This window comes from Bradyrhizobium arachidis (assembly GCF_024758505.1).
GTDB classification, from domain to species: domain Bacteria; phylum Pseudomonadota; class Alphaproteobacteria; order Rhizobiales; family Xanthobacteraceae; genus Bradyrhizobium; species Bradyrhizobium manausense_C.
In genome coordinates this window covers 9189629-9211994 of the sequence record NZ_CP077970.1, presented here as the reverse complement: position 1 = coordinate 9211994, position 22366 = coordinate 9189629, and the positions used below count along the sequence as shown (strand labels likewise).

Annotated in this window: 23 protein-coding genes; 13 read left to right on the top strand and 10 right to left on the bottom strand. The window is 64.8% G+C overall.

Annotation, left to right across the window (positions count from 1 at the left end):
• Positions 1-10 precede the first annotated feature (10 nt).
• Positions 11-1174, bottom strand: coding sequence for a ubiquinol oxidase subunit II (gene cyoA / locus KUF59_RS42970; RefSeq protein WP_258768040.1), 1164 nt, complete (start codon positions 1172-1174; stop codon positions 11-13).
• Positions 1175-1354: 180 nt separating this feature from the next.
• On the opposite strand from cyoA, the gene KUF59_RS42965 reads away from it, so the two are divergent.
• Complete coding sequence (locus KUF59_RS42965) at positions 1355-2665, top strand: MFS transporter (protein WP_212458085.1); 1311 nt, start codon at positions 1355-1357, stop codon at positions 2663-2665.
• Positions 2666-2781: 116 nt separating this feature from the next.
• On the opposite strand, the gene KUF59_RS42960 is transcribed toward KUF59_RS42965, so the two are convergent.
• A complete protein-coding gene (locus tag KUF59_RS42960; RefSeq protein ID WP_212458084.1) occupies positions 2782-4275 on the bottom strand; it encodes a M48 family metalloprotease in 1494 nt (497 codons plus the stop codon).
• Between the two features lie 40 nt (positions 4276-4315).
• Positions 4316-5071, bottom strand: coding sequence for a thermonuclease family protein (locus KUF59_RS42955; RefSeq protein WP_212458083.1), 756 nt, complete (start codon positions 5069-5071; stop codon positions 4316-4318).
• A gap of 88 nt (positions 5072-5159) precedes the next feature.
• Here KUF59_RS42955 and KUF59_RS42950 point away from each other — a divergent pair, with 88 nt between their 5' ends.
• The 5 genes from KUF59_RS42950 (at position 5160) to KUF59_RS42930 (ending at position 11090) form a co-directional block, all read left to right on the top strand.
• Entirely contained in the window at positions 5160-5579 is a 420-nt protein-coding gene (locus KUF59_RS42950; RefSeq protein WP_212458082.1) for a VOC family protein, read from the top strand.
• Between the two features lie 276 nt (positions 5580-5855).
• Positions 5856-7061: an ABC transporter substrate-binding protein gene (locus tag KUF59_RS42945; protein ID WP_212458081.1), complete on the top strand. Its 1206-nt coding sequence runs from the start codon at positions 5856-5858 to the stop codon at positions 7059-7061.
• 156 nt (positions 7062-7217) lie between these two features.
• A complete protein-coding gene (locus KUF59_RS42940; RefSeq protein WP_212458080.1) occupies positions 7218-8009 on the top strand; it encodes an enoyl-CoA hydratase in 792 nt (263 codons plus the stop codon).
• Positions 8010-8011: 2 nt separating this feature from the next.
• On the top strand, positions 8012-8770 hold the full coding sequence (locus KUF59_RS42935) for a VOC family protein (RefSeq protein ID WP_212458079.1): 759 nt from the start codon (positions 8012-8014) through the stop codon (positions 8768-8770).
• A 205-nt stretch (positions 8771-8975) separates the two neighbouring features.
• A complete protein-coding gene (locus KUF59_RS42930) occupies positions 8976-11090 on the top strand; it encodes an acetate--CoA ligase family protein (protein ID WP_212458078.1) in 2115 nt (704 codons plus the stop codon).
• 191 nt (positions 11091-11281) lie between these two features.
• Here the strand turns inward: KUF59_RS42930 and KUF59_RS42925 are convergent, their stop codons facing one another.
• The 3 genes from KUF59_RS42925 to KUF59_RS42915 are packed head-to-tail and all read right to left on the bottom strand — an operon-like array spanning position 11282 to position 14360.
• The gene (locus KUF59_RS42925) at positions 11282-12100 is read right to left on the bottom strand and encodes an enoyl-CoA hydratase/isomerase family protein (RefSeq protein WP_212458077.1); all 819 of its coding nucleotides are present in this window, start codon (positions 12098-12100) and stop codon (positions 11282-11284) included.
• Between the two features lie 16 nt (positions 12101-12116).
• A complete protein-coding gene (locus KUF59_RS42920) occupies positions 12117-13277 on the bottom strand; it encodes an acyl-CoA dehydrogenase family protein (protein WP_212458076.1) in 1161 nt (386 codons plus the stop codon).
• Positions 13278-13295: 18 nt separating this feature from the next.
• Positions 13296-14360: an acyl-CoA dehydrogenase family protein gene (locus KUF59_RS42915; RefSeq protein ID WP_212458075.1), complete on the bottom strand. Its 1065-nt coding sequence runs from the start codon at positions 14358-14360 to the stop codon at positions 13296-13298.
• A gap of 227 nt (positions 14361-14587) precedes the next feature.
• Here KUF59_RS42915 and KUF59_RS42910 point away from each other — a divergent pair, with 227 nt between their 5' ends.
• Positions 14588-15373: an SDR family NAD(P)-dependent oxidoreductase gene (locus KUF59_RS42910; RefSeq protein ID WP_212458074.1), complete on the top strand. Its 786-nt coding sequence runs from the start codon at positions 14588-14590 to the stop codon at positions 15371-15373.
• A 167-nt stretch (positions 15374-15540) separates the two neighbouring features.
• Here KUF59_RS42910 and KUF59_RS42905 read toward each other — a convergent pair whose 3' ends face one another.
• Together KUF59_RS42905 and KUF59_RS42900 are read right to left on the bottom strand one after the other, a co-directional pair.
• Complete coding sequence (locus KUF59_RS42905; protein WP_212458073.1) at positions 15541-15807, bottom strand: GlsB/YeaQ/YmgE family stress response membrane protein; 267 nt, start codon at positions 15805-15807, stop codon at positions 15541-15543.
• 38 nt (positions 15808-15845) lie between these two features.
• Entirely contained in the window at positions 15846-16448 is a 603-nt protein-coding gene (locus KUF59_RS42900; protein WP_212458072.1) for a YidB family protein, read from the bottom strand.
• A gap of 149 nt (positions 16449-16597) precedes the next feature.
• Between KUF59_RS42900 and KUF59_RS42895 the strand changes: the two genes are divergently transcribed.
• Positions 16598-17602, top strand: a complete 1005-nt coding sequence (locus KUF59_RS42895; RefSeq protein WP_212458071.1) for a 2-dehydropantoate 2-reductase — start codon at positions 16598-16600, stop codon at positions 17600-17602.
• Positions 17603-17620: 18 nt separating this feature from the next.
• Entirely contained in the window at positions 17621-17821 is a 201-nt protein-coding gene (locus KUF59_RS42890) for a hypothetical protein (protein WP_212458070.1), read from the top strand.
• 68 nt (positions 17822-17889) lie between these two features.
• Here KUF59_RS42890 and KUF59_RS42885 read toward each other — a convergent pair whose 3' ends face one another.
• Positions 17890-18516 (bottom strand): hypothetical protein, encoded by a 627-nt coding sequence (locus KUF59_RS42885; protein ID WP_212458069.1) that lies wholly within the window; start codon positions 18514-18516, stop codon positions 17890-17892.
• A gap of 208 nt (positions 18517-18724) precedes the next feature.
• Here KUF59_RS42885 and KUF59_RS42880 point away from each other — a divergent pair, with 208 nt between their 5' ends.
• The 4 genes from KUF59_RS42880 (at position 18725) to KUF59_RS42865 (ending at position 21853) form a co-directional block, all read left to right on the top strand.
• A complete protein-coding gene (locus KUF59_RS42880) occupies positions 18725-19753 on the top strand; it encodes an alpha/beta hydrolase (protein WP_212458068.1) in 1029 nt (342 codons plus the stop codon).
• 74 nt (positions 19754-19827) lie between these two features.
• The gene (locus KUF59_RS42875) at positions 19828-20466 is read left to right on the top strand and encodes an RraA family protein (protein ID WP_212458067.1); all 639 of its coding nucleotides are present in this window, start codon (positions 19828-19830) and stop codon (positions 20464-20466) included.
• Between the two features lie 18 nt (positions 20467-20484).
• Positions 20485-20856 (top strand): cupin domain-containing protein, encoded by a 372-nt coding sequence (locus KUF59_RS42870; RefSeq protein WP_212458066.1) that lies wholly within the window; start codon positions 20485-20487, stop codon positions 20854-20856.
• A gap of 40 nt (positions 20857-20896) precedes the next feature.
• A complete protein-coding gene (locus KUF59_RS42865) occupies positions 20897-21853 on the top strand; it encodes a tripartite tricarboxylate transporter substrate-binding protein (RefSeq protein ID WP_212458065.1) in 957 nt (318 codons plus the stop codon).
• 95 nt (positions 21854-21948) lie between these two features.
• Here the strand turns inward: KUF59_RS42865 and KUF59_RS42860 are convergent, their stop codons facing one another.
• Complete coding sequence (locus KUF59_RS42860) at positions 21949-22242, bottom strand: GYD domain-containing protein (RefSeq protein ID WP_212458064.1); 294 nt, start codon at positions 22240-22242, stop codon at positions 21949-21951.
• Between the last annotated feature and the right edge of the window lie 124 nt (positions 22243-22366).

Genomic DNA, 22366 nt, shown 5'->3' with positions numbered 1-22366 from the left:
CGAGCTCTCTTTAGGAGTCTGACTTCGGACGCTGTCCGAGGAAGAGGGAATCGGAGGAGCGAAGCGGCGCAAAAGCCGGCCGCTTCAGCCCGGCGCCGGCGAGCGGCGCAGTGTCGGTCGGTGCCTTGATGGCGGCTGACGTCTGGCCCTGCGGCGCGTCGGGGGTGCAGGTGCCGGCGACGAAAGCGGGCTCGGGGCCGAGCGCGGTGCCGCGGCGGGCGTACTTGTCGTAGGCGAGCGGCAGGGTGTTGTTGAGGCCTTCGTGGCCGAGGCCGCCCTTGGCGTCGATCGCCATCATCTCGCTCATGCACATCTTGCCGGCTTCGACGCACATGTTGAGGATGGCGCGGTAGAGATCGCCGTCGACGTTACCGTAGCGGCGCACCGGCTCGTTCTGGCTCGGCTTTTCGAGCTGGAGATATTCGCTGCGACCGAGCGAGCCACCGGCGGACTTGGCGCGCGCGATCCAATCGTCAAAATTCTTGTCGTCAAAACCGTGGAAGGCGAAGTGCATGCCGGAGAAGCCGGCGCCGCTGTAATTCGCCGAAAAACCCTTGTAGGTGCCGGCGTGGTTGACCACGGCGTGCAGCTTGGTCTCCATGCCCGGCATCGCATAGATCTGGCCGGCGAGCGCAGGGATGTAGAACGAGTTCATCACGGTGGAGGCCGTGATGCGGAAGTTGATCGGGCGATCGACGGGAGCTGCGAGCTCGTTGACGGTGGCGATGCCGTAGTCGGGATAGATGAAGAGCCACTTCCAATCGAGCGCGACGACGTCGACCTCGAGCGGGGCGCGCCCCTTGTCCACGGGACGTTCGGCGGCGATGCGGCCGAGCGAGCGGTAGGGATCGAGCAGATGCGTGCCCATCCAGGTCAGCGCGCCCAGGCACACGATGATCAGCAGCGGGGCCGACCAGATCACCAGTTCGAGCTTGGTCGAGTGATCCCATTCCGGCTCGTAACGCGCCGACGTGTTGGACTGGCGGTAGCGCCAGGCGAACACGGCCGTGAGCACCATGACCGGCACCACGATCAGCAGCATCAGGACGGTCGAGATGATGACGAGGTCGCGTTGTTGGGCCGCGATATCGCCGGCCGGCGCCAGCACCACGAAGTTGCAGCCGCTTAAGGAAACGGCCAAAGGTAGCAGCGCCAGGATCTTGAGACGGGACAAGGGCAGGCTCTTTGCATCTGAGTTTCTATTGCAGGACCAAGGCCTAGCTGCGGCGCAACAATCCGGACATTGGACAATTTGTCCAATGTTGCAGTGCGGCATCGTGGGTCAGAGAAGGCAGGCTGCCGGGGCACCGTCCGGGCAGTCGTGATGGAATTTCAGGGACTTGAAGAGCGCAAAATGGCGATGGCACAGACCCCGACAGTGGGCATGAATTCAGGCCAGCTTGGTCACGAGCAGGCCAATCCGGGCGACATCGCCATCGGCGTCATCATCGGGCGCACGTCGGAATTCTTCGATTTCTTCGTCTACGCAATCGCGTCCGTGATCGTCTTCCCGCGTTTGGTCTTCCCGTTCGCGAGCGAACTGACCGGCACGCTCTATTCCTTTGCGATCTTCGCGCTCGCCTTCATCGCGCGTCCCGTCGGCACCGTCCTGTTCATGACCATCGACCGCCGCTACGGCAAGAGTGCTAAACTGATTTTGGCGCTGTTCCTGCTGGGCACCGCGACCGTCGCGCTCGCCTTCCTGCCCGGTTACGCCGAGATCGGCGCGGCGGCGATCTGGCTGCTGGCGCTAGCGCGCGCAGCGCAGGGTCTGGCGTGGGGCGGTGCCTGGGACGGCCTTGCCTCGCTGCTCGCGCTCAACGCGCCGCCGGAGAAGCGCGGCTGGTACGCGATGGTGCCGCAACTCGGCGCGCCGCTCGGGCTGATCGTGGCGAGCGCACTGTTCGCCTACTTTGCCGGCAATCTGTCCGCGGAAGACTTCTTCGACTGGGGCTGGCGCTATCCGTTCTTCGTCGCCTTCGCCATCAACGTCGTGGCGCTGTTCGCGCGGCTGCGCATGGTGGCGACGCCGGAATATGCATCGCTGTTCGAAAGCCGCGATCTGCAGCCGGCGCGCATCTCCGACACCGTTGCGCATGAAGGCCACAACATCATGATCGGCGCATTTGCGCCGCTGGCGAGCTTTGCGCTGTTCCACATGGTCACGGTGTTCCCCTTGTCCTGGGTGTTCCTGTTCACCCGCGAGAGCCCGGTGAAGTTTCTGATCATCGAGATGGTCGGTGCCGTCTTCGGTGTCGCTGCGATCGTCGCGTCCGGCATGATCGCCGACCGCGTCGGGCGAAAATCGCTACTGATGGGTTCGGCGATTGCGATCGCGATCTACAGCGGCTTTGCGCCGCAACTGCTCGACGCCGGCGAGTTCGGCGAAACCATCTACATGGTGATCGGCTTCATCCTGCTCGGCCTGTCGTTCGGCCAGTCGTCCGGCGCGATCGCCTCCAACTTCAAACAGGTCTACCGCTACACCGCCTCGGCGCTGACCTCTGACATGGCCTGGCTGTTCGGTGCCGGTTTCGCTCCGCTCGCAGCCCTCCTGCTCGCCACCAATCTCGGCGTCATCGCCTCGGGCGCGTATCTGCTCTCGGGCGCGATGTGGACGATCTTTGCGCTGTGGCTGAGCGGATTGCGGGAGAGTGTGGAATAGCAACGCACTCCGCTCTGGTCGGGTGGGCAAAGGCGCACTTGCGCCGTGCCCACCATCTGTCCGGGTTGTGAAGTAAAGTGGTGGGCACGCTTCGCTTTGCCCACCCTACGAGAGCGTCAGTCGACCACGATCTTCACGCGGTCGCGGACCTTTACCTGGCCCTTGGCATCGAGGCCGTTCAGCACACGAAAGCGTTCGGCCGGATGATCGACGCCGGCCATGCGGTGGGCGAGCGATTCGACGGTGTCGCCAGGTTGCACGGTGATCACCTTGATGCGCAACGGGCGTGCGGCCTGGATCTCTTCGAGCGTCAGGCGGCGGAATGAGGCGACCGTCTCGCGGGCGTTGCGCTCGCTCTCGGTTGATTTCTGGCGGCTCGCGAAGATGAAGCGGTAGACGTCGCTGCCGAAGCGCAGCGCGTAGACCTTGAACTGCCACTGGTCGCCCTTGGCCGTGACCGAGGCCGTCGGAAAACCGTTGATGGTGATGTCCTCGGTCGAGGCCTTGTCGACGCCTTCCATCCAGCCGGAATTGAGGTAGTCGCCGAGCGACTGCTCCGCCGGCACGCGCACCACGTCGAAGCGCATCGCCTGCGAGCCGCCCTCGCGCACGCCGATCACCGCCTGCGCGGTGTTGTCGAGCGTGAAGTTGTCCGGGGCCTGGAAGGTGAAGCCGAGTTTTGGATGCAGGAATCTGCGGCCGCGGACAAAGCCTTCGCTGGGGTCCTCGCCATAGACGATGTTGTCGACCGCCGAGAGATAGCTCTCGCGGTCGCGCTCGGCGCCTTCGGGCGCCGCATATTGCCGCGCGATCGACTGCGCGTTCTGCACGCGCTCGGGTGTCGCCGGGTGCGAGGAGGTGAAGTCCTGTGCGCGGGGATCGAGCGAGCTCTTGCCGGCCTTGAGCGCAGCGTTGCGTTCCATCGCCGAGAGGAAACGCGCCGCGCCGTAGGGGTCGAAATGCGCGCGCGCGGCAATGCCGACGCCGATGCCGTCGGCCTCGAACTCCTGCTTGCGCGAGAAGCTCGCCATGGTCAGTTTGGTCTTGGCGAGCGCAAGCGCGGTGAGTTCGGGATCGTTGCCGCCCATGTCGGTGAGAACGCGGGTGGCGATGGCCGTTTGCTTCGCCTGCCCCTCGCGCTCGGCGGCGTGCTTGGAGAGCACATGCGCCATCTCGTGGCTGAGCACGGAGGACAATTCGGAGGTGTCGCTGGCAAGCGCCAGCAGTCCACGCGTCACGTAGAGCTGGCCGTTCGGCAATGCGAAGGCGTTCACCGCGCCGGAATTGAGGATGGTGACCTTGTAGCCCTGGTCCGGACGATCTGACGCCGCGACCAGCCGCTCGACGGTCTTCGAGACCAGCGCCTCGAGGCGGGGGTCGTCATAGGCGCCGCCATAATTGGCGAGAATCCGCTCGTGCTCGCGTTCGGTGGCCGGCGTCTGCGCCACCGCCGGCTTCGGCTTCGGCATGATGACCGCGGGCGCCGAGGTCTGGAACCGGCCCATGTCGCCGCAGCCGGCGAGCGTGGTGCCCAGCAACAGGCAAAGCACGGCCGGCGCAGCCCGAAGGCTGCGGGCCTGACCCGTCTGCCGTCCTAGTTCCCCATTCACGTCGCTTACTCGTCGTGTCTAGCCTTGGCTCTTCTGCCGGCTAATTCGCGCCCAGTAACTCAACTTGTCCCACCCGGAGCACGTCGATCCGCGATCCGGTATTCCCTTCGACCCAACCTCGCACTCGAATCCGTCGATTCTCCAGTGACTTAAGGCTGATCCCGGCGCCCTCGAACGCCGCAACCATGCGCCTTGAAATAGTCACAGCGAAGCCCCGTGTCCAGTTTCGGGAGAAGTTGAGATAGGTCGTTGCCCCGGCCTGCCGGACGGACAGGACTTTTCCCTCAACCACCACAAAGCGCCCGATCCCGGCCAAAATATCGTCCTGACTTTCCGCGTTTTTTATGGCCGATGGGTCAGCCCAATTTCCCTTTTTTATGCGCCGGGCCTCGGCCTCGGCGGCGAACAGTGCGGCGGCGCAGTCCTTGTCGGCAATTTCGGCCGAGACCAGCGCATCGCCCTGGGCAAGCAGCAGGCTTTGCACCGGCGCGTCGCTGCCGGCGGCGAAGACGAGCGCCGGCTGCCGGCCGTAGCGGTCCGGCGTGTCGTCGGCGGCGCGCAAGATTACGTCGCGGCCGACCAGCGCTGTGGCGAGCGCCTGCTTCGTGCTCGTCACCGGCTCGATTCCCGTCAACCGGACCTCGCGCCCGTCGTCGAGACGCAGGGTTCGCGCATCGACGACGGCAGCGACGCGGCCTTCGCCCTGCGGCTCGAACTGGCACGCAGCCGCGCGCGCCGCGCCGTGACAAGCGAGGTGGAGCGATGCTGCGACGAGGAGGGTAATCGGCTGTTTCACGTTCCCGGCAAAAGTTGCGCTATGGTCAACCCCAAGAAGAAACCGGGTTCACGAGCAAAGGGCAAGGGGATCGGGCAAGGGGATCGAGATGGGGATGGAGATCAACGGCATCGCGCATATTTTCCTGACCGCGTCCAATTTCGAGCGCTCGCGCGACTTCTACCGCAAGCTGCTGCCCTTCCTCGGGCTGACGCCGGTCATCGACACCGAGACGACGTATTACTGTGTCGGCGGCCGTACTGCGGTCGGCATCTCGGCGCCGGCGCCGGAGCATGCGGGTGCTGCGTTCGAGCAAAAGCGCGTCGGGTTGCATCACCTCTGCTTCCGCGCACGCGAGCGCGCCGATGTCGACGAACTGCATCGCTTCGTGACAACGCTCGGCGCCAAGGTCATTCGCGCGCCGCGCGAGGACAAATGGGCGCCGGGCTATTACTCGCTGCTGTTCGAAGACCCCGACGGCATCCGGCTCGAGCTCAATCACGTGCCGGGCAAGGGGCTGCTGGCGTAGCTGCGGCCCCACACACCGTCATTGCGAGCGCAGCGAAGCAATCCAGACTGTCTCTGCGGAAAGATTCTGGATTGCTTCGCTGCGCTCGCAATGACGGCGTGGAGATAGTTCGGCGCGTCGCATCATTCCGCTTTGCGGAAATCGCACGCCGATCCCACGATCGTTTCCCGCGCTCGCGCTTGCTGCGCTCTCGCGCATGCGGCATGATCGCAGGCTAATTACCAAGAGCAATAACCAAGCCGCCACCAGAGCACGGCACGATAAGGGAGGTCTTCCATGAAGAGAATTTTGTCCGGCATGGTCGCCGCAGTATTTGCGCTCGGTGCGAGCGCCGCGCAGGCGCAGGACAAGCCGCCGCTGAAGCTCGGCGGCATCTTGGACATGTCGAGCCTCTACGCCGACATCACCGGCCCGGGCAGCGAGACCGCAGCAAAAATGGCGGCGGAAGATTTCGGCGGCGAGGTGCTGGGACGCAAGATCCAGATCATCGCGGCCGACCATCTCAACAAGGCGGACCTCGCCGCCAACATCGCCCGCGACATGCTCGACAATCAGGGCGTCGAGATGCTGTTCGACGTCGCCGCTTCCGCGACCGCACTTGCCGCCGGCGAGATCGCCAAGGCGCGCAACAAGATCGTCATCTTGAACGGCCCCGGCTCGATCCGCCTCACCAACGAGGCCTGCGGCCCTTACACCGTGCACTATGTGTTCGACACGTTTGCGCAGGCCAATGTGACGGGGCTTGCGGCCGTGAAATCCGGCCTCGACACCTGGTTCTTCCTCACCGCCGACTACGCCTTCGGCCAGGATCTGGAGAAGGACACCAGCAATGTTGTGACCAAGACCGGCGGCAAGGTGCTCGGCAACGTCCGCCATCCCCTCAACTCGTCGGACTTCTCCTCCTTCCTGCTCCAGGCCCAGGCCTCCAAGGCTAAGGTGATCGGGCTCGCGAATGCCGGCGGCGACACCGTCAACGCCATCAAGCAGTCGGCCGAGTTCGGCATCATGAAGGGCGGCCAGAAAATCTCGCCGCTGCTCGCCTTCGTCACCGACATCGATTCGATCGGGCTCGAGACCGCGCAAGGGTTGCTGCTCGCGGAGGCCTTCTACTGGGACCTCAACGACGATACGCGCGCCTTCGCAAAGCGCTTCCAGGAGCGTGTGAAGCGGCCGCCGACCTCGGCGCAGGCCGGCGTCTACTCCTCCGTCACGCACTATCTGAAGGCTGTGAAGGCGGCCGGCACGACCGATTCCGCCGCCGTGATGAAGGTGATGAAGGAGACGCCGATCAACGACTTCTTCGCCAAGGGCGGCAGGATCCGCGAGGATGGCCGCATGGTGCACGACATGTATCTGTTCGAGGTGAAGAAGCCGTCGGAGTCCAAGGGCCGCTGGGACGACTACAAGCTGCTGGCGACCGTGTCCGGCAACGAGGCGTTCCAGTCGCTGGAGCAGTCGCGTTGCCCGCTTGTGAAGAAATGACGCGAAGCGAAGCGTCATCCCGGGGCTCGCGTAGCGAGAACCCCAATGCGCAATTGCGCATTGTGGGATCTCGATCCACAACCTCTGGATTCCGGGTTCGCGCCAAGAGGCGCGCCCCGGAATGACAGAGTAAAGCAACAACAAGGAAGGCGTTCCATGAACAACGAAATGGTCCTGCAAAAGCTCGAAGGCGGGCTGCTCACCATCACCATGAATCGGCCCGAGCGCAAAAATGCGCTGAACCCGGACATGGTGCGCGGGCTGGTCGAGGCGGCGCGGCGCGCGGCTGACGACGCCGACGTCCGCGCGGTGCTGTTCAAGGGCGCGGGCGGCTCCTTCTGCGTCGGCGGCGACGTCAAGTCGATGGCTGAGGGCCGCGCGCCGCTGCCGTTCGAGCAAAAGCTCGCGAATTTGCGCCGCGGCATGGAGGTGTCGCGCATCCTGCACCAGATGCCAAAACCCGTGGTGGCGCAGCTCGACGGCGCGGCGGCCGGTGCCGGCCTCTCGATGGCGCTGTCCTGCGATCTCCGCATTGCCAGCGAGTCCTGCAAGATCACCACGGCCTTCGCCAAGGTCGGCTTCTCCGGCGATTATGGCGGCACTTATTTCCTCACCCAGCTTCTCGGCAGCGCGCGGGCGCGCGAGCTCTATCTGATGTCGCCGGTGCTGACGGCGAAGGAAGCGCACGCCATCGGCATGGTGACCAAAGTCGTGCCCGACGCAGAGATCGATGCCGCCGCGCACGAGGTTGCGATGTCGCTGGCGCAGGGCCCGTCGATCGCGCTCGGCTTCATCAAGCGCAACATCAACAATGCCGAGCATCTCGCGCTCGAAGATTGTTTTGACGGCGAGGCGATCCATCACACCCGCTGCGGCGACACCGCGGACCACAAGGAAGCCGCGAAGGCGTTTGTCGAGAAGCGCAAGCCCGCCTTCAAGGGCGAATGACGATGACTCCCTATATGCGCTTGCGGCAGATCTGCCTGGTTGCGCCCCATCTCGAGCCCGTGATCTCTGATATCGCCGAGATCATGGGGCTCGCCGTCTGTTACCGCGACGGTAATGTCGCAAAATACGGCCTGGAGAATGCGCTGCTGCCGGTCGACACGATCCTGCTGGAGGTGGTCGCGCCCTTCAAGGGCGGCACCACGGCCGGCCGTTTCATCGAGAAGACCGGCGGCCGCGGCGGCTACATGGCGATCTTCTGCTGCGACGATCCCGACGAGCGCGGCCGCAACGCCAATGCGCTGGGCGTGCGCACCGCGAATGTGATCGATCACGCGCCCTATCACGGCGTGCAGCTTCATCCGCGCGACTGCCGCGCCGCCTTCATCGAATTCAACCACACCGACGGCAGCGACGACATTTTGGGGACCTATCCGCCCGCGGGGCCGGACTGGCAAAAGTTCATCACCAAGGACACGACGCAGGCGCTGACGGCGGTCGAGATGCGGAGCCCGGATCCGCAAGGGCTGGCCGAGCACTGGGGCAAGATCGTCGGCATTGCCGCAACGAAGGCAGGCGACGGCGCGGAGCTGACGCTGCCGAACGCCACCTTCCGCTTCGTCAAAGGCACAAGCGAGATCATGAGCGGGCTGGAGTTTCGCGTGGCCGATGCGGCACGCGTGCTCCACGCCGCGAAGGCGAAGGGGCATGCGGTGGCGGGGAATGAGTTTCTACTGGGTGGGGTGACGTTCCGAATCAGTTGATCCCTCAACCGTAATCCGTCACCCTGAGGTGCCGCAGTGTAGCGGAGGCCTCGAAGGGCGACGGCCGGGCTGCGGCATCTTGGCCCTTTCATCCTTCGAGGCTCTTCCAGCGGTGCTATGCACCGCTGGCCTCGCACCTCAGGATGACGGGGTAGACAGACTAGGCGCGGAACGGCTGAAGAAAGATAAGTAGGAAACGTCCGGCATGCCGCATCCGCTCGACAGCTTCTTCGCGCCCGCAAGCATCGCGCTGATCGGCGCTTCGCGCGATCACGAGAAGATTCCGGGGCGGTTGCTGTCGATGCTGCGGAAGAACGAGTATCCCGGGCACATCTATCCGGTGAACCCGAACTATCCCGATATCGACGGTCTCAGTTGCTACAAGTCGGTCGCAGAGATCGGCGCGCCGATCGATCTCGCCGTCATCATCATCCCGGCGCGCGCGGTGCTCAGCGCGCTCGAGCAATGCGCCGCGGCCGGCGTCAGGAACGCCGTCATCATCTCCTCGGGCTTTGCCGAAGAGGGCGGCGACAGCGCGGCGATGCAGGATGCGATTGCCGATCTCGCCGAGCGTACGGGGATGCGGATCTCCGGCCCCAACGCCGAAGGTTTTTTCAGCCAGGTGCAGCGGGTGGCGGCAACATTCAGTCCGGCGGTCGACGTCAAGCCGGGCGTTGTGCCGCTGGTCGCGACCGCGCGGCGGATCGGCATCGTCGCGCAGAGCGGCGGCATCGGCTTTGCCTATTATCACCGCGCCAAGGCGCTCGGCGTCGCCGTGAGCTACGTCGTCAGTGCCGGCAATGAATCCGATCTCGGCGCCGGTGAGTTCCTGGACTACATGGTGCAGGACGCCTCGACCGACGTGATCATGCTATTCATCGAGGGCATCCGCGACGTCGAAAAATTTCTCGCCGCCGCGCGCCGTGCCGCCGAGCTGAAGAAGCCCGTCATCGTCACAAAAGTCGGCCGCTCCGATGCGGGCGAGCGTGCGGCCGCCTCACACACCGCGAGCATGGCCGGCTGGTCGGCGGCCTATGATGCGGTGTTCGCAAAATACGGTTTTATCGTCTCCAACGATCTCGATGAGGCGTTGACGATCACCGCAGTGCTTGCGAGCAATCCGCTGCCGAGGGGTGACCGCGTCGCCGTCGTCACGGTGTCCGGCGGTGCCGGCATCTGGGGCGCGGATGCGGTGGCGTTGCGCGGCCTGCAAGTGCCTGAACTGTCCGAGCCGATCCAGGCCGGGATCAAGACGTTGATGCCATCCTATGGTTCCGCGCGCAACCCGATCGACGTCACCGCGCAAGGCGTGACCTCGGGTGGGCTTCAGAAGAGCGTCGATCTGCTCACGGCCTCGGACGAGGTCGACGCGGTCCTGGTCGTGCTGTCGCTGTCGAGCGAGGTGCGGATGCCCTTCAAGGAGGCTGAGCTGAAGCCGGTGCTGTCAGCACGGCGCAAGCCCGTGGTGTTCTATTCCTACACGCTGCCATCGGACTTTGCGCGCCGCGAGCTCGCCAGGTCGGGCGTCGTCGTGCTCTCCGGCCTCACTCATGTCGGCGTCGCCATGCGTCAGCTCGTCGACTACGCGAAGTTCGAGCTGCCGAGGGCGGTCGATGATACGCGGCTGCCGGCGCGCGATCTCTCGGCACATCTGAGATCGCCGATTCTCTCCGAGGCCGACAGCAAGGCATTGCTCCGCACCGCCGGCGTTGTGTTGCCGGACGAGGTGTTGGTGGCGGAGAAGAGCGGCCTCGATGCAGCGATCGGCCGTGTCGGCTTCCCGCTGGCGATGAAGATCCAGTCGCCGGACATCGCACACAAGAGTGAGGTCGGCGGCGTGCGCGTCAACGTCACGACCAAGGGCGAAGTGTTTCTTGCGTTCGAGGCGCTCCTCAACAATGCGCGCAAGCATCGGCCGGATGCCGCTCTGCAGGGCGTGCTGCTCGCGCCGATGGCGAAGAAGGGTGTCGAAATCATCGTCGGCACGATGACGGATCAGACATTCGGTCCGATGGTGATGGTTGGGCTCGGCGGCATCACCACAGAACTGTTCCGCGACGTCGTCTACCGCCCGGCGCCGGTGAGCGCGGACGAAGCCGGCGCGATGCTGGCGGGACTGAAGGCCGCGCCGCTGCTCAATGGTTTTCGCGGGGCGGCAAAGGCGGACGTTGCGGCGTTGGCGCAGTTGATCGCAGATCTTTCCGTGCTTGCAGCACGGCACGCAAAGGAGATCGCGGAGATCGAGCTCAACCCGGTGCTGGTGCACGGTGAGGGGCAGGGCGTGACGATCGTGGATGCTCTGGTGGTGGGGCGGAAGTAGCGCGCCGCAATCACTACCGTCATCCTGGACAAGCGAGCGTAGCGAGCGCTGATCCAGGACCCATTACCCCAGGGAGTAGTTTGGCGAAGACTCGTGGTAACGAGCTTCGCGCCACAACCTTTCCCTGGGGTAATGGGTCCTGGCTTTCGCCAGGACGACCATTGAGTGTGAGGCCGCGCCGCGGCGCTACGTCACCGCCCCCTAAAATTCGCCACCCGGCGCTCTTCGGTCGCCTTCACGCCTTCCTTGAAATCTTCCGTGGCGCGCAGGCGGGTCTGTTCGGCGAGCTCGTGATTGGTCGCGGCCATCACGCGGTCGGCGAGGCCGGCGCGCATCGTGGCGCGGGTGGAGAGCAGGCCGAGCGGGGAGCATTCGGCGATCTCGCCGGCGAGCTTCATCGCGGCTGCCTTCACCTGGTCCTGTGGCACCAGCTCGTTGGCGAGGCCCCATTTATAGGCCTCTTCGCCGGTGACGCGGCGGCTGGTGTAGAACATCAGCTCCGCATTGTTCTTGCCGATCAGCTCGGGCAGGGTGGTCGTCAAACCAAAGCCCGGATGAAAGCCGAGTTTTGTGAAGTTGGCGGAGAAGCGTGCCTCGGGGCAGGTGACGCGGAAGTCGGCCGACACCGCAAGCCCGAGCCCGCCGCCGATAGCGGCACCCTGCACGGCCGCAACGATCGGCTTCTTGGCGCGAAAAATGCGCACGGCCTGGATGTAGAGATGGTTGATCGGGCCGAGGCTGTCGGCCGGATCGCCCTTCGCAGTCCTTTCAGCCTCGCGCGCTTCCTGCGCCTGACGCGCCGGATCGCCAAAATTGGCGCCGGCGCAGAACGCCTTGCCTTGCGCCGACAGCACCGATGCGCGGATCTCGATGTCGCGGTCGAACTCGTCGAGCGCATCCGCGATCTGGTTGATCAGGGAAATGTCGAAGAAGTTGAGCGGGGGCCTGCGGATTTCGATGGTGCCGACATGCCCGACCTTCTCGACGCCGATATCTTTATACGTGCTCATGATGATCCCTAACTGATTAGCGCAGGCCCAATCCGCGGGCGATGATGCCGCGGAGAACTTCGGTGGTGCCGCCCTGGATGGTGAGTTTCGGCGCGGTCTTGATGGCGAAATCGAGCTGCCGCTCCAGCGTCTCGCGATTGGTTGCGGTCTCCTCGACAAAGGCGGCGAGATCGCGCACGCGATGCGGCAGCTGCTGCTCCCACACCGTGCCGATGTCCTTGACGATGGAGGCCTCGACCACCGGCTCCTTGCCGGCTTGCAGCATGCCGGCCACCGAGACCGACATGCGCCGCATGGTGTGGACTTGCGCGACGAGGCGGCCGATGCCCTCGGCACTACGCGTATCCGGATTCTTGCCGACCGCGCGCACGAGCTCGGTCAGCACGTAATAGGTCTCGAGGAAGCGCTCCGGGCCGCTTCGCTCATAGGCGAGCTCCGATGTCGCCTGCTTCCAGGCGCCGTCGACCTCGCCGAGCACGTGATCGTCGGGCACGAAGAAGTCGGTGAACACGACCTCGTTGAACTCGTACTGGCCGGTGATCTGGCCGATCGGATTCACCTTTATGCCCGGCTGCTTCATCTTGACCAGAAATTGCGTCAGGCCGTGGCGGCGGTTTTCCTTGGTCGGCGGCGAGGTCCGGAAGATCGCGATCATATAGTCGGCAATGTGCGCCGACGAGGTCCAGATCTTTGTGCCGTTGATGAGATAGCCGCCGTCGGTCTTGGTCGCGCGGGTCTTGGCTGCGAACAGGTCGGAGCCGGAGTTCGGCTCGCTCATGCCGATGGCAAAGCAGATCTCGCCGCGGCAGATGCGCGGCAGGATGTCCATCTTGATGTGCTCGGGCGCGTATTTCAAAAGCACCGGGCCGCTCTGGCGGTCGGCGACGAAGAAGCGCCGCGTCGGCGCATTCGCAACCCGCATCTCCTCGGTGACCACGTAACGTTCGAGGAAGGAGCGCTCCTGGCCGCCATATTTCTTCGGCCAGGTCATCCCGAGCCAGCCCTTGGCGCCGACCTTGCGGGAAAATTCCGGTACGTCGGTGTCTTCACGGTTGGGCTTGTGCGGATCGAAAGTGCCGGCGGCGATTTCTTCCGCGAGGAAGGCGCGCACTTCCTTGCGCAGTTGCTCGCATTTTTCCGGCAGGCGGATCGGATCGAAACGGAGGGCCGCGGTCATTGTTGTCTCATCCCCCAATCAGCGCGAAGCCACCAGCGGCCACAACTCATCGGCGCCGCGGTTTGCGACCAGCTTGCCGAGCTCGACCGCCCAATGGCTCTCGGAGCCAAAATCGTCGCGCCAGGCGAGTGCGCGCAGCGAATAGCGATGCAAAATGTGCTCGTTGGTGAAGCCGATCGCGCCGTGCACCTGATGCGCGATGGCGCCTCCCTTTTCGGCGGCCTCGGCGCAGCGGATTTTTGCCGCGGTCGCTTCAAGGAACACCTCGTCGTTGAAGGCGGCGGTGTTCGCGATCGCGTCGGCTGCCGATGTCGCGGCAGCAAGCGCCGCGGCGGATTCGCCGGCGAGGCGCGCGAGATTGTGCTGCACCGCCTGGAATTTTGAGATCTTCTTCTCGAAGGCGACGCGCTCGTTGGAGTAGCGCACGGAGATGTCGAGCATCGATTCCAGCGCACCTGCAATCTGGAGGCTGCGGGCGACACCGCCCATCAGCATCAGCCTTGTCTGGTCAAAGCCCTTTGGCGCCGGCTTGATCGTGATCGGCTGCGCCTTGTCCAGCGTGACGATATCGCTGTTGTCGTAACCGACATTGAGGCCGGCCTCGATGCGCGCTTGGCCGGCATCGACCAGCGCGATCGACACGCCGCCATTGCCGTTCGCCAGCACCGCAAAATGTTTTGCGGCCTTGCCGAAGGGTACGCCACGCGCGCGGCCGGACAGCGAGCCGTCCGCGTTCAGCGTGATCTTGTCCCTGGGGCTTGCCGGCAGCACCGTCATCTCGCCGCCGGGCGAGGAAATCTTGGCTTGCGCGAGCAGCCAGCCCGCGAGCATGGTCTCGGCGAGGGGAACCGCGACCGCAAAACGGCCGGCGGCGTTGAGCAGCGCAAAACCGTCGGCAAGGTCCGCGCCCGAGCCGCCGCAGTCCTCCGGCACCCACGACAGGGGCAGGCCGGCATCGCTCAGCGCCTGCCAGAGCGGCGCCTTCCAGGCGTCCTTCTTGTCGTGATTGATGGTTTGCGGATCGGCGAGATCGGCGAAGATTTTCTCCGCGGTCTCGACGATGATGTTGTCACTCTCCGCCACAGCGTTCCCCGTGTTTTACCATTGGCGCGTCCGTCTTGCGGACAGAGGCGCGGTCTCTTCTTGCGCCCGATGATCGGAAAAAGCCATGGTTCTGACAAGCGCTGTTCGCAAGCCCATCTGCGGAGGCGGCATGGGAAGAATTCCGCTTAGCGGAGTATGGTCGATTTGCAGGGCACGCCAAACTCGCTAAACAAGGCGCCGCCAACAGAACAAGAAGGGATATCCGGATGGCTAAGGACGGCTTGTGCGCAATCGTGACGGGGTCCGCATCCGGTCTTGGGGCAGCCACCGCGGAGATTCTCGCGCGGGGCGGAGCGCGGCTGGTCATCAACTATTCGTCGAGCCAGAAGGAAGCCGAGGCGACCGCGGAAGCCTGTCGCAACGCGGGCGCGGCAGAGGTTCTGATCGCGCAGGGCGACGTCTCGCGCGACGAGGACTGCCGCAGCATCGTGGCGGCTGCGGAAGCGTGGGGCCGGCTCGACGTCCTCGTCAACAATGCCGGCACCACCAAGCATGTGGCGCATGCCAATCTCGACGGCCTCTCGTCGGAGGACTTCCAGCGGCTGTACGGCGTCAACACCATCGGCCCGTTCCAGATGGTGCGCGCCGCGCGCAGCCTTTTGGAAGCGGGCGCAAATGCCTCGGGGCGTCCGTCGGCGGTCGTGAACGTGTCGTCGGTTGCCGGCATCAGCGGCGTCGGCTCGTCGATCGCTTATGCGGCGAGCAAGGGCGCGCTCAACACCATCACGCTATCGCTGGCGCGCGCGCTCGCGCCGCTGATCCGCGTCAACACGGTGTGCCCCGGCTATATCGACACGCCCTGGTTCACCAAGGGCCGCGGCGAGGAAGAGGCAAGACAGGTGCGCGACAGGGTGATTGCGAAGGTGCCGCTCAGGGTTGCGTCAAGCGCTGACGACATCGCACAGCTCGTCTGCTTCCTGGCGACGCCAGCGTCCGGCAACATGACAGGCGAGATCGTGCGCATGGATGCGGGACTGCATCTGGTGACGTGATTGAACTCTCACCGTCGTCATGGCCGGGCTTGACCCGGCCATCCACGCGCTTCCGCGCGGGACGAAGAACGTGGATGCCCGGGACATCTAGCGCGAAGACGCGCTTCGCGCTTCTGCCCGGGCATGACGTTGGGGAAGCAGCTTGCCGCTTCCCTGTAATTGCGCGGCTACCCCTTGATCACCCCGCTCGCCACCAGCCGGTGCCAGATGAACAGCACCACCACCGCGCCGATGGTGGCGGTGATGAAGCCGGCGCCCTGGTCCACGCTGTAATGGCCGATGGCCTGGCCGACCCAGGTCGCGAGAAATGCGCCGGCGATGCCGAGGATGGTGGTGAGGATGAAGCCCGACGGGTTGTTCGGTCCCGGCGCCAGCCAGCGTGCGATGAGGCCGGCGATGAAGCCGACAACGATGATCCAGATAATCCCGCCCATGTCCGTGCTCCCCTTGCTCTGATCAGATCGGATCTCAATCAGAGTCTGCCCGACAGCTCGTTCTCGGTCGGCAGCCGTCCGTCCGGCGTCAGGTGATCGACCACCTGCGGCAGATATTGGCTGAGACCGGAGAGCAGCTCGTCGCGCGACAAGCCGCTCTGCGCGGACAGGCTCTGAATCTGATCGGCGCCGAGCGCATTGGCGAGATCTCCCGGCGCGATTGCCTTGTTCTCACCCTTACCGACCCAGGTGCTGGCCGTGTCGCCATGGCCGCTCTGCTGCAACTGGTTGAGGAGATCGCCGAGACCGCCGGAGAGCACGCTGCCGGCCGCGCCGCCCGCGAGCAGGCCGCCGAGGCCGCCCTTGAGGATATCGCTAAGACCACCACTAGTATTACCAGCGGTGTCAATGCCGCCGCCGGCATTCGCCTGCGTCGGTGGTGGCAGCGGGGAGCGCGGCTGCGGCGCGGCATCGGGCTGGCCTGCTGTCAGATGCTTGAACGCTTTCCAGGCGAGCAGGCCGAGCAGCGCCATGGTCATCGGTGACATGCCGCCGGAGGATTCGGTTGAGCCCTGCGGGCTCGGTGTGCTCGGCCCGCGCGGGCCGTTCTGCATGCCGTTGAGGACGTCGAGTAGACCCATGGTGCTCTCCTGCCGCTGAACATGCCCCTGGGGCGAAAACATATGGGGCCCTCATGACGGTTACAAGGCGGGCGCGGCGCAACCGAACGATGGGCAGTGGGCACGCCCTTTGCTATCGAAGGCAGCAGGAGCCATGAGGAGCAGGACAGGTGGTTACGGATCGACCGATCGCGGTGGCCGGCGCGGGCGCCATCGGCTGTTTTGTCGGCGGCATGCTGGCCGCGCGCGGGCATCGCGTGTCGCTCCTGGTGCGGCCGCGGGTGAAGACCGAGATCGAGCGGTTCGGGCTCAGGCTGACCGATTTCGACGGATCCGAGCAGCGACTTTCCGCCGGCCAGCTCGCGCTGTCGGAAGATGCTTCAATTTTTCACAGCGTTGGCGCGGTGCTGGTCACCGTGAAGAGTGCCGACACGGCAGAGGTCGCCGACCTGATCGCGAAGCACGCGCCGCAGGATGCCGTCACCGTCTCCTTGCAAAACGGCATCGGTAATGTCGGCGTGCTGCGCGAGCACCTGCCGGGCCGGACCGTGCTGGCCGGCATGGTGCCGTTCAACGTCATCGCGATGGGCGAGGGCCGCTTCCACCGCTCGACCTCCGGCGACATCCATATCGAGGCGGATAAGGCAGGGACGGCGGCGCAGCTCTCTGTGCCGGGCCTCGCGATGCGCGCGAGCCAAGACATGGTCGGCGTGCAGTATGGCAAGCTGCTCATCAACCTGAACAACGCGATGACCGCGCTGTCCGACATGCCGCTCCGGGCGCAGCTCGCGAGCCGCGAATGGCGAAGATTGTTCGCCGACCAGATGGCGGAAGGCCTGGCCGTGTTGACAGCGGCCGGCATCAAGCCGGTGTCGTCGACGCCGATCCCGCCGGGCTGGACGCCGTTCCTGCTCAAGCTGCCCGATCCCATCTTCAACGCGATCCTGGGACGCACGATGAAGATCGACCCCGAGGCGCGCTCCTCGATGTGGCAGGACCTGAAACATGGCCGCAAGACCGAGATCGACTATCTCCAGGGCGCGATCATTGCGCTCGCCGAGCGGCACGGCGTCGACGTGCCGCTGTCACGCCGTATTGTTGCGCTGATCAGGCAGGCGGAGGAGGCGGGCCAGGGCCCGCCGAGGCTGACGCCACAACAGATCCGGGGCGGTTAGGTCACGAGGAGACGTGCGATGAAGCCCTATCTGATCGCGTCGATACTGGTCATGACGCTGGCGAGCACGCCCGCGCTGGCCGCGCCGCCCACGGTCACGCCGTCGCCCGGTTACGACAGGCGATTACAGGAGAGCCGCTCGGCAACGACCAGCACGCCCGCGACGGTGAATCCGTCGGTTACGCACCGCAAGTCCACGAAGAAGAAGCCCGCGAACTGAATCCCGACTGTCGTCCTGGATCTGCGCTTCGCTTGTCCGGGATGACAAGAGCTTGTGGCCCTGTTGGATCAGCCCTTCTTCTTGCCTGACGGCGTGTTGCCTGAAGGCGTGGTGAACAGTTTCTTCAGTTCGTTCAACCCCTCGGACAGCCGCGGCCATTCGCAGCTGAACGAATCCTTGGTGCAATTCTTCGGCCGCGGGCGCGCATCGCTGCTTGCGGGCTGTTGCAGCTGCTTCGGACGCTGGACCGGGACCGGCACGCGCTCGGTCTCGACGCTGCGCAGCGCAACCTGCTGGATCTGCTCCTGCTGTTGCTGCTGCTTCGCGGCGGCTTCCGCTGCCAGATTGCTGCGGCGCTGATTGCCGAGATAGCTGGTGTAGGATTCGTCGATCTTCTTCTGCTCTTCCGGCGTCGGGTTGGGGCCGGCGATGTCAAACGTGCGATCCTGGAGGAAGTCGTAGTAGGTGTAACCGCCACCCACCTTGCGGCGGCCGGCATATTTCGCATTGCATTCGGCGAGCGCCGCCGTCTTCTCGGCCTTGGTCGGAGATTTTTCGGCGCGATCGGCGCAGTCCTCGAAATCAACCGGCGCGCGCTTCCACCATTGGGCATGGGCATGCACAGGCAGCAGGACGAATCCCGCAACCAGGCCAACAGCTAACGCGGTGCTACGCGATGCGATCACGGACGCCATTCACCAGATGCAAATGATATGGAACTCAACCCGAACTGAATTGGGCAAATTTTTGCCTGTTTCCCGGCGATTTGTCACCCATGGAACCGGTCTTTTTCAGGACTGTAGTGCTGACATTTTTTGCTTGACGTGGCCGCCAAGTCACAGCCGCAACCGTGGTCATGCGCATAGAGTTTGGAATAGCTCAAAGCGGCGGGGATTCTTGGGAATGAGGTGGCCGACATATCTCGCATCGATCGCGCTGGTGCTGTTTGCCAGTCATGCTCAGGGCGCCGATGAGGATGCACCCAATCGCCAGCCCGTGAAGGCGATCGCTGATGCCCGGCTCGCCGTCGGCAATCAGGGCATTCTGCCGCTCTATCTCTCCAGCGACTGGGCGCTGCCGCTGCCTGCGATCTCGCGCGCGGTGATCGTCTTGCACGGGCGCTTGCGCAACGCCGACGTCTACTACCAGTCGGCCACGACCGCGCAATTCGCCGCGGGCGATGAAGGCAAGTCCACGCTCATGATCGTGCCGCAGTTTCTGGCGGAGATCGATATCGAGGCGCACAAGCTGCCGGCCGACACCTTGCGCTGGTCGCTGGAGGGTTGGGAAGGCGGCGATGCCGCGCTCGCGCCTAGCCCAGTGTCGTCGTTCGAGGCGCTCGACGCGATCCTGGCAAGACTATCCGACCGGCGCATCTTCCCAAACCTCAAGCAGGTCGTGGTCGCCGGCCATTCCGGCGGCGGTCAGGTCGCGCAGCGCTACGCGATCGCGGGCAAGGGCGAGGCGACGCTGTCGCGCCAGCATATCGAGATCCGCTATGTCGTCGCCAACCCGTCGTCTTACGCCTATTTCAGCAAGGAGCGGCCGGAGCGCGCGATCGCCGCATCCTGTCCCGGCTACAACAACTGGAAATACGGCATGGACGAGCGGCCGCCTTATCTTGCGGACGCAACGCCGGCCGCGCTCGAAGCGCGCTATGTCGAGCGGGAGGTGATCTATCTGCTCGGCACGCTCGACACCAACCCGGAGCATTCCGCGCTCGACAAGAGCTGCATGGCGAAGGCGCAGGGCCCGTTTCGCTATGCGCGCGGCCACGCCTATGCGGAAGCGATGGCCAAGCGCGACAAGGGTACGCCCAACCATAAAGTCTGGGACGTCGCCGGCGTCGGGCATGACGGCGACAAGATGCTGACCTCGAAGTGCGGGCTCGCCGCCCTGTTCGATCTGCCGGGCTGCACCGCGGATCGGTGAGAGTAGATCGCATCCTGCCGTCGAAGATACCTGCGCACGCGGACTGAATTGTTGAACCCGAGGAAATAGCCTGCATGACCATCACCATTGCCGCCACGAGCGTCGCAAAACCGCCGAAAGATCTGCTCGAGGCGTTCAGGAACGCGCCGACTTCGGTCATCTCGGACAATCTGGCGCGGCTGCCCGGCTGTGTCGGGCTGCGCCCGTTCCATCGCGGCGGGCCGCTGCTCGGGGTTGCCTTCACCGTCCGCACGCGCCCCGGCGATAATCTCGCGATCCATAAGGCGCTGGAGATGGTCGGGCCCGACGACGTCATCGTCGTCGATGGCGGCGGCGACGAATCCCGCGCGCTGGTCGGCGAGATCATGACCAACATCGCTCTCCATCGGGGCGCGGCGGGCTATGTCATCGACGGCGCGATCCGCGACGCTGGCGCGCTCGCGGCGTCCGACTTCCCCGTCTATGCGCGCGCGGCGATCCATCGCGGGCCCTACAAGAGCGGCCCCGGCGAGATCAACGTGCCGGTCTCGGTCGGTGGCTGCGTGATCGCGCCCGGCGATATCATCGTCGGCGACGAGGACGGCGTGGTATCGTTTCCGCAAAGCATCGCCGCAAGCCTGTTGGAGTCGGTCCGCGCGCAGGTCGCGCGCGAGGAGGAGACCCTGAAGGCGATCCGCGAGGGCCGCTACCAGGGCTCTTATGGAAAATCCTGATCAGGAGGGGAGGACACGTTGAGCCAGAAGGACGAATTCCACAATCTCGATAACCCCTCGGACGGCCTGTTCCGCGACCTCGCGCCGGGCCTCACGACGCGCATCTTCTCCGGCGAGCAGGCGATGCTCTCGGTGGTGACGCTGGCGCCGCATGCGGCAGGCACGCTGCATCATCATCCCGAGGAGCAATGGGGCGTGCTGCTCGAGGGCTCGGCGATCCGCGTCCAGGGCAATGAGGAGATTCCGGTGAAGAAGGGCGACTTCTGGCGCACGCCCGGCAACGTGCCGCACACGATGCGCGCGGGCCCCGACGGCGCGCGCGTGCTTGACATTTTCAGTCCGCCAAGGCCGGAGTACAAGAAAGCGGGCTCAGGCTTTGGTACGACGTAACGCTGCAAACAAAAGGCAGCAACGCTAGGGGAAGGACGACATGAAGATCACGCGACGAACGCTGCTGGCCGCGCCGGCCGTGCTGGCGATGGGGCCGGCTTTAGCGCAAGCGCCAAAAATCACGCTGGTGGTGCCGTTCCCGCCGGGCGGCTCGACCGACGCGCTGGCGCGGCTGTTGCAGACCAATCTGCAGAACAAGCTCGGCCGTGTCGTGATCGTCGAGAACAAGGCCGGGGCCGCCGGCGCGCTCGGCGCGGCGCAGGTCGCCAAGAGTCCGGCGGACGGCACGTCATTCCTCGTGACCTTCGATTCCCATGCGGTGATCCCGACCATTCTCGACAAGCCGCCGGTCGACGTCGAGCGCGAGCTGATGCCGGTCTTCCTCGTCGGCACCGCGCCTTACGTGATCGCTGCGAATGCCGGCCGACCCTACAAGACTTTTGCCGACGTGGTCGCGGCCTGCAAGCAGAGCCCGGGCGCGGTGAAATATGCCTCCGTCGGCATCGGCACGCTCGGCCATCTCGCGATGACCGTGCTCGGCAAGAAGGCCGGCGTCGAGATCCAGCACGTGCCCTATCGCGGCGGCGGCCCGGCCATGAACGACGTGCTCGGCGGCCACGTCGATCTCATCGCCGGCTCGGCGGCGCTGGTCGCAGCCCAGCTCGGCACCGGCATGCTGCGCCCGATCCTGCAATTGGGCCGCGAGCGGCTGCCGAACCTGCCGGACACGCAGACCGCGATCGAAGCCGGCTTCCCCGATTTCGAGACGCTGGCGTGGTGGGGTATTTTTGCGCCCGCCGGCACGCCGGCCGACATCACCTCGGCCATGGCGAAATCGGTGAAGGAGATTTTGAGTGAACCCGCCATCGCCGCCCAGCTCAAGGAGACCCAGCAGATGACGCTGCTGCTCGAGGACGCAGCCCCGTTCAAGACCTTCTTCGACAAGCAGGTCGCCTATTGGGGCCAGGTCGTGCGCGAGAACAATATCAGGGCGTAGCCGACGCAAGCCGCCAGCTCGACTCCATGTTTCGTGCTCAGGCGTCGTCACACGGCCGCTGACCGGCAACGGGATCGGCCGCGTCGACGTGTCGTTCAGAGCATCTGGCCGACGATCTTCGTCATCTCCGGCGCCGAAAAGGCGCGCAGCGTTTCGGTGCGAACATTGCCGAGCGCGCCGAGACTGAGGCTGAGCGACATGATGGATGCCTCATCCGGAGCCTCGATGAAGGTGACAACGTCATATCGCCCCTGTGTCCAGACGATCTCTTTTACCGTTGCGCCAAATGTCTTTGCCATTTCCCTGAAGGCATCGGCGCGCTTCGGCGAGTCCTTGACGTTGCGGACTCCCTGGTCGGTGAAGTTCGCCAGTACGACATACGCTACCATGGTCATCCTCCCTTGGTTGGACCTTGCAAACCGGCAAGAGGAAATCGTGGCGAGCTTGCCACAATTGCTGCGGCCGAGCCACGGAATCGCGACGAAGGTCAGCGGGCGTGACTTATCCTGCCGT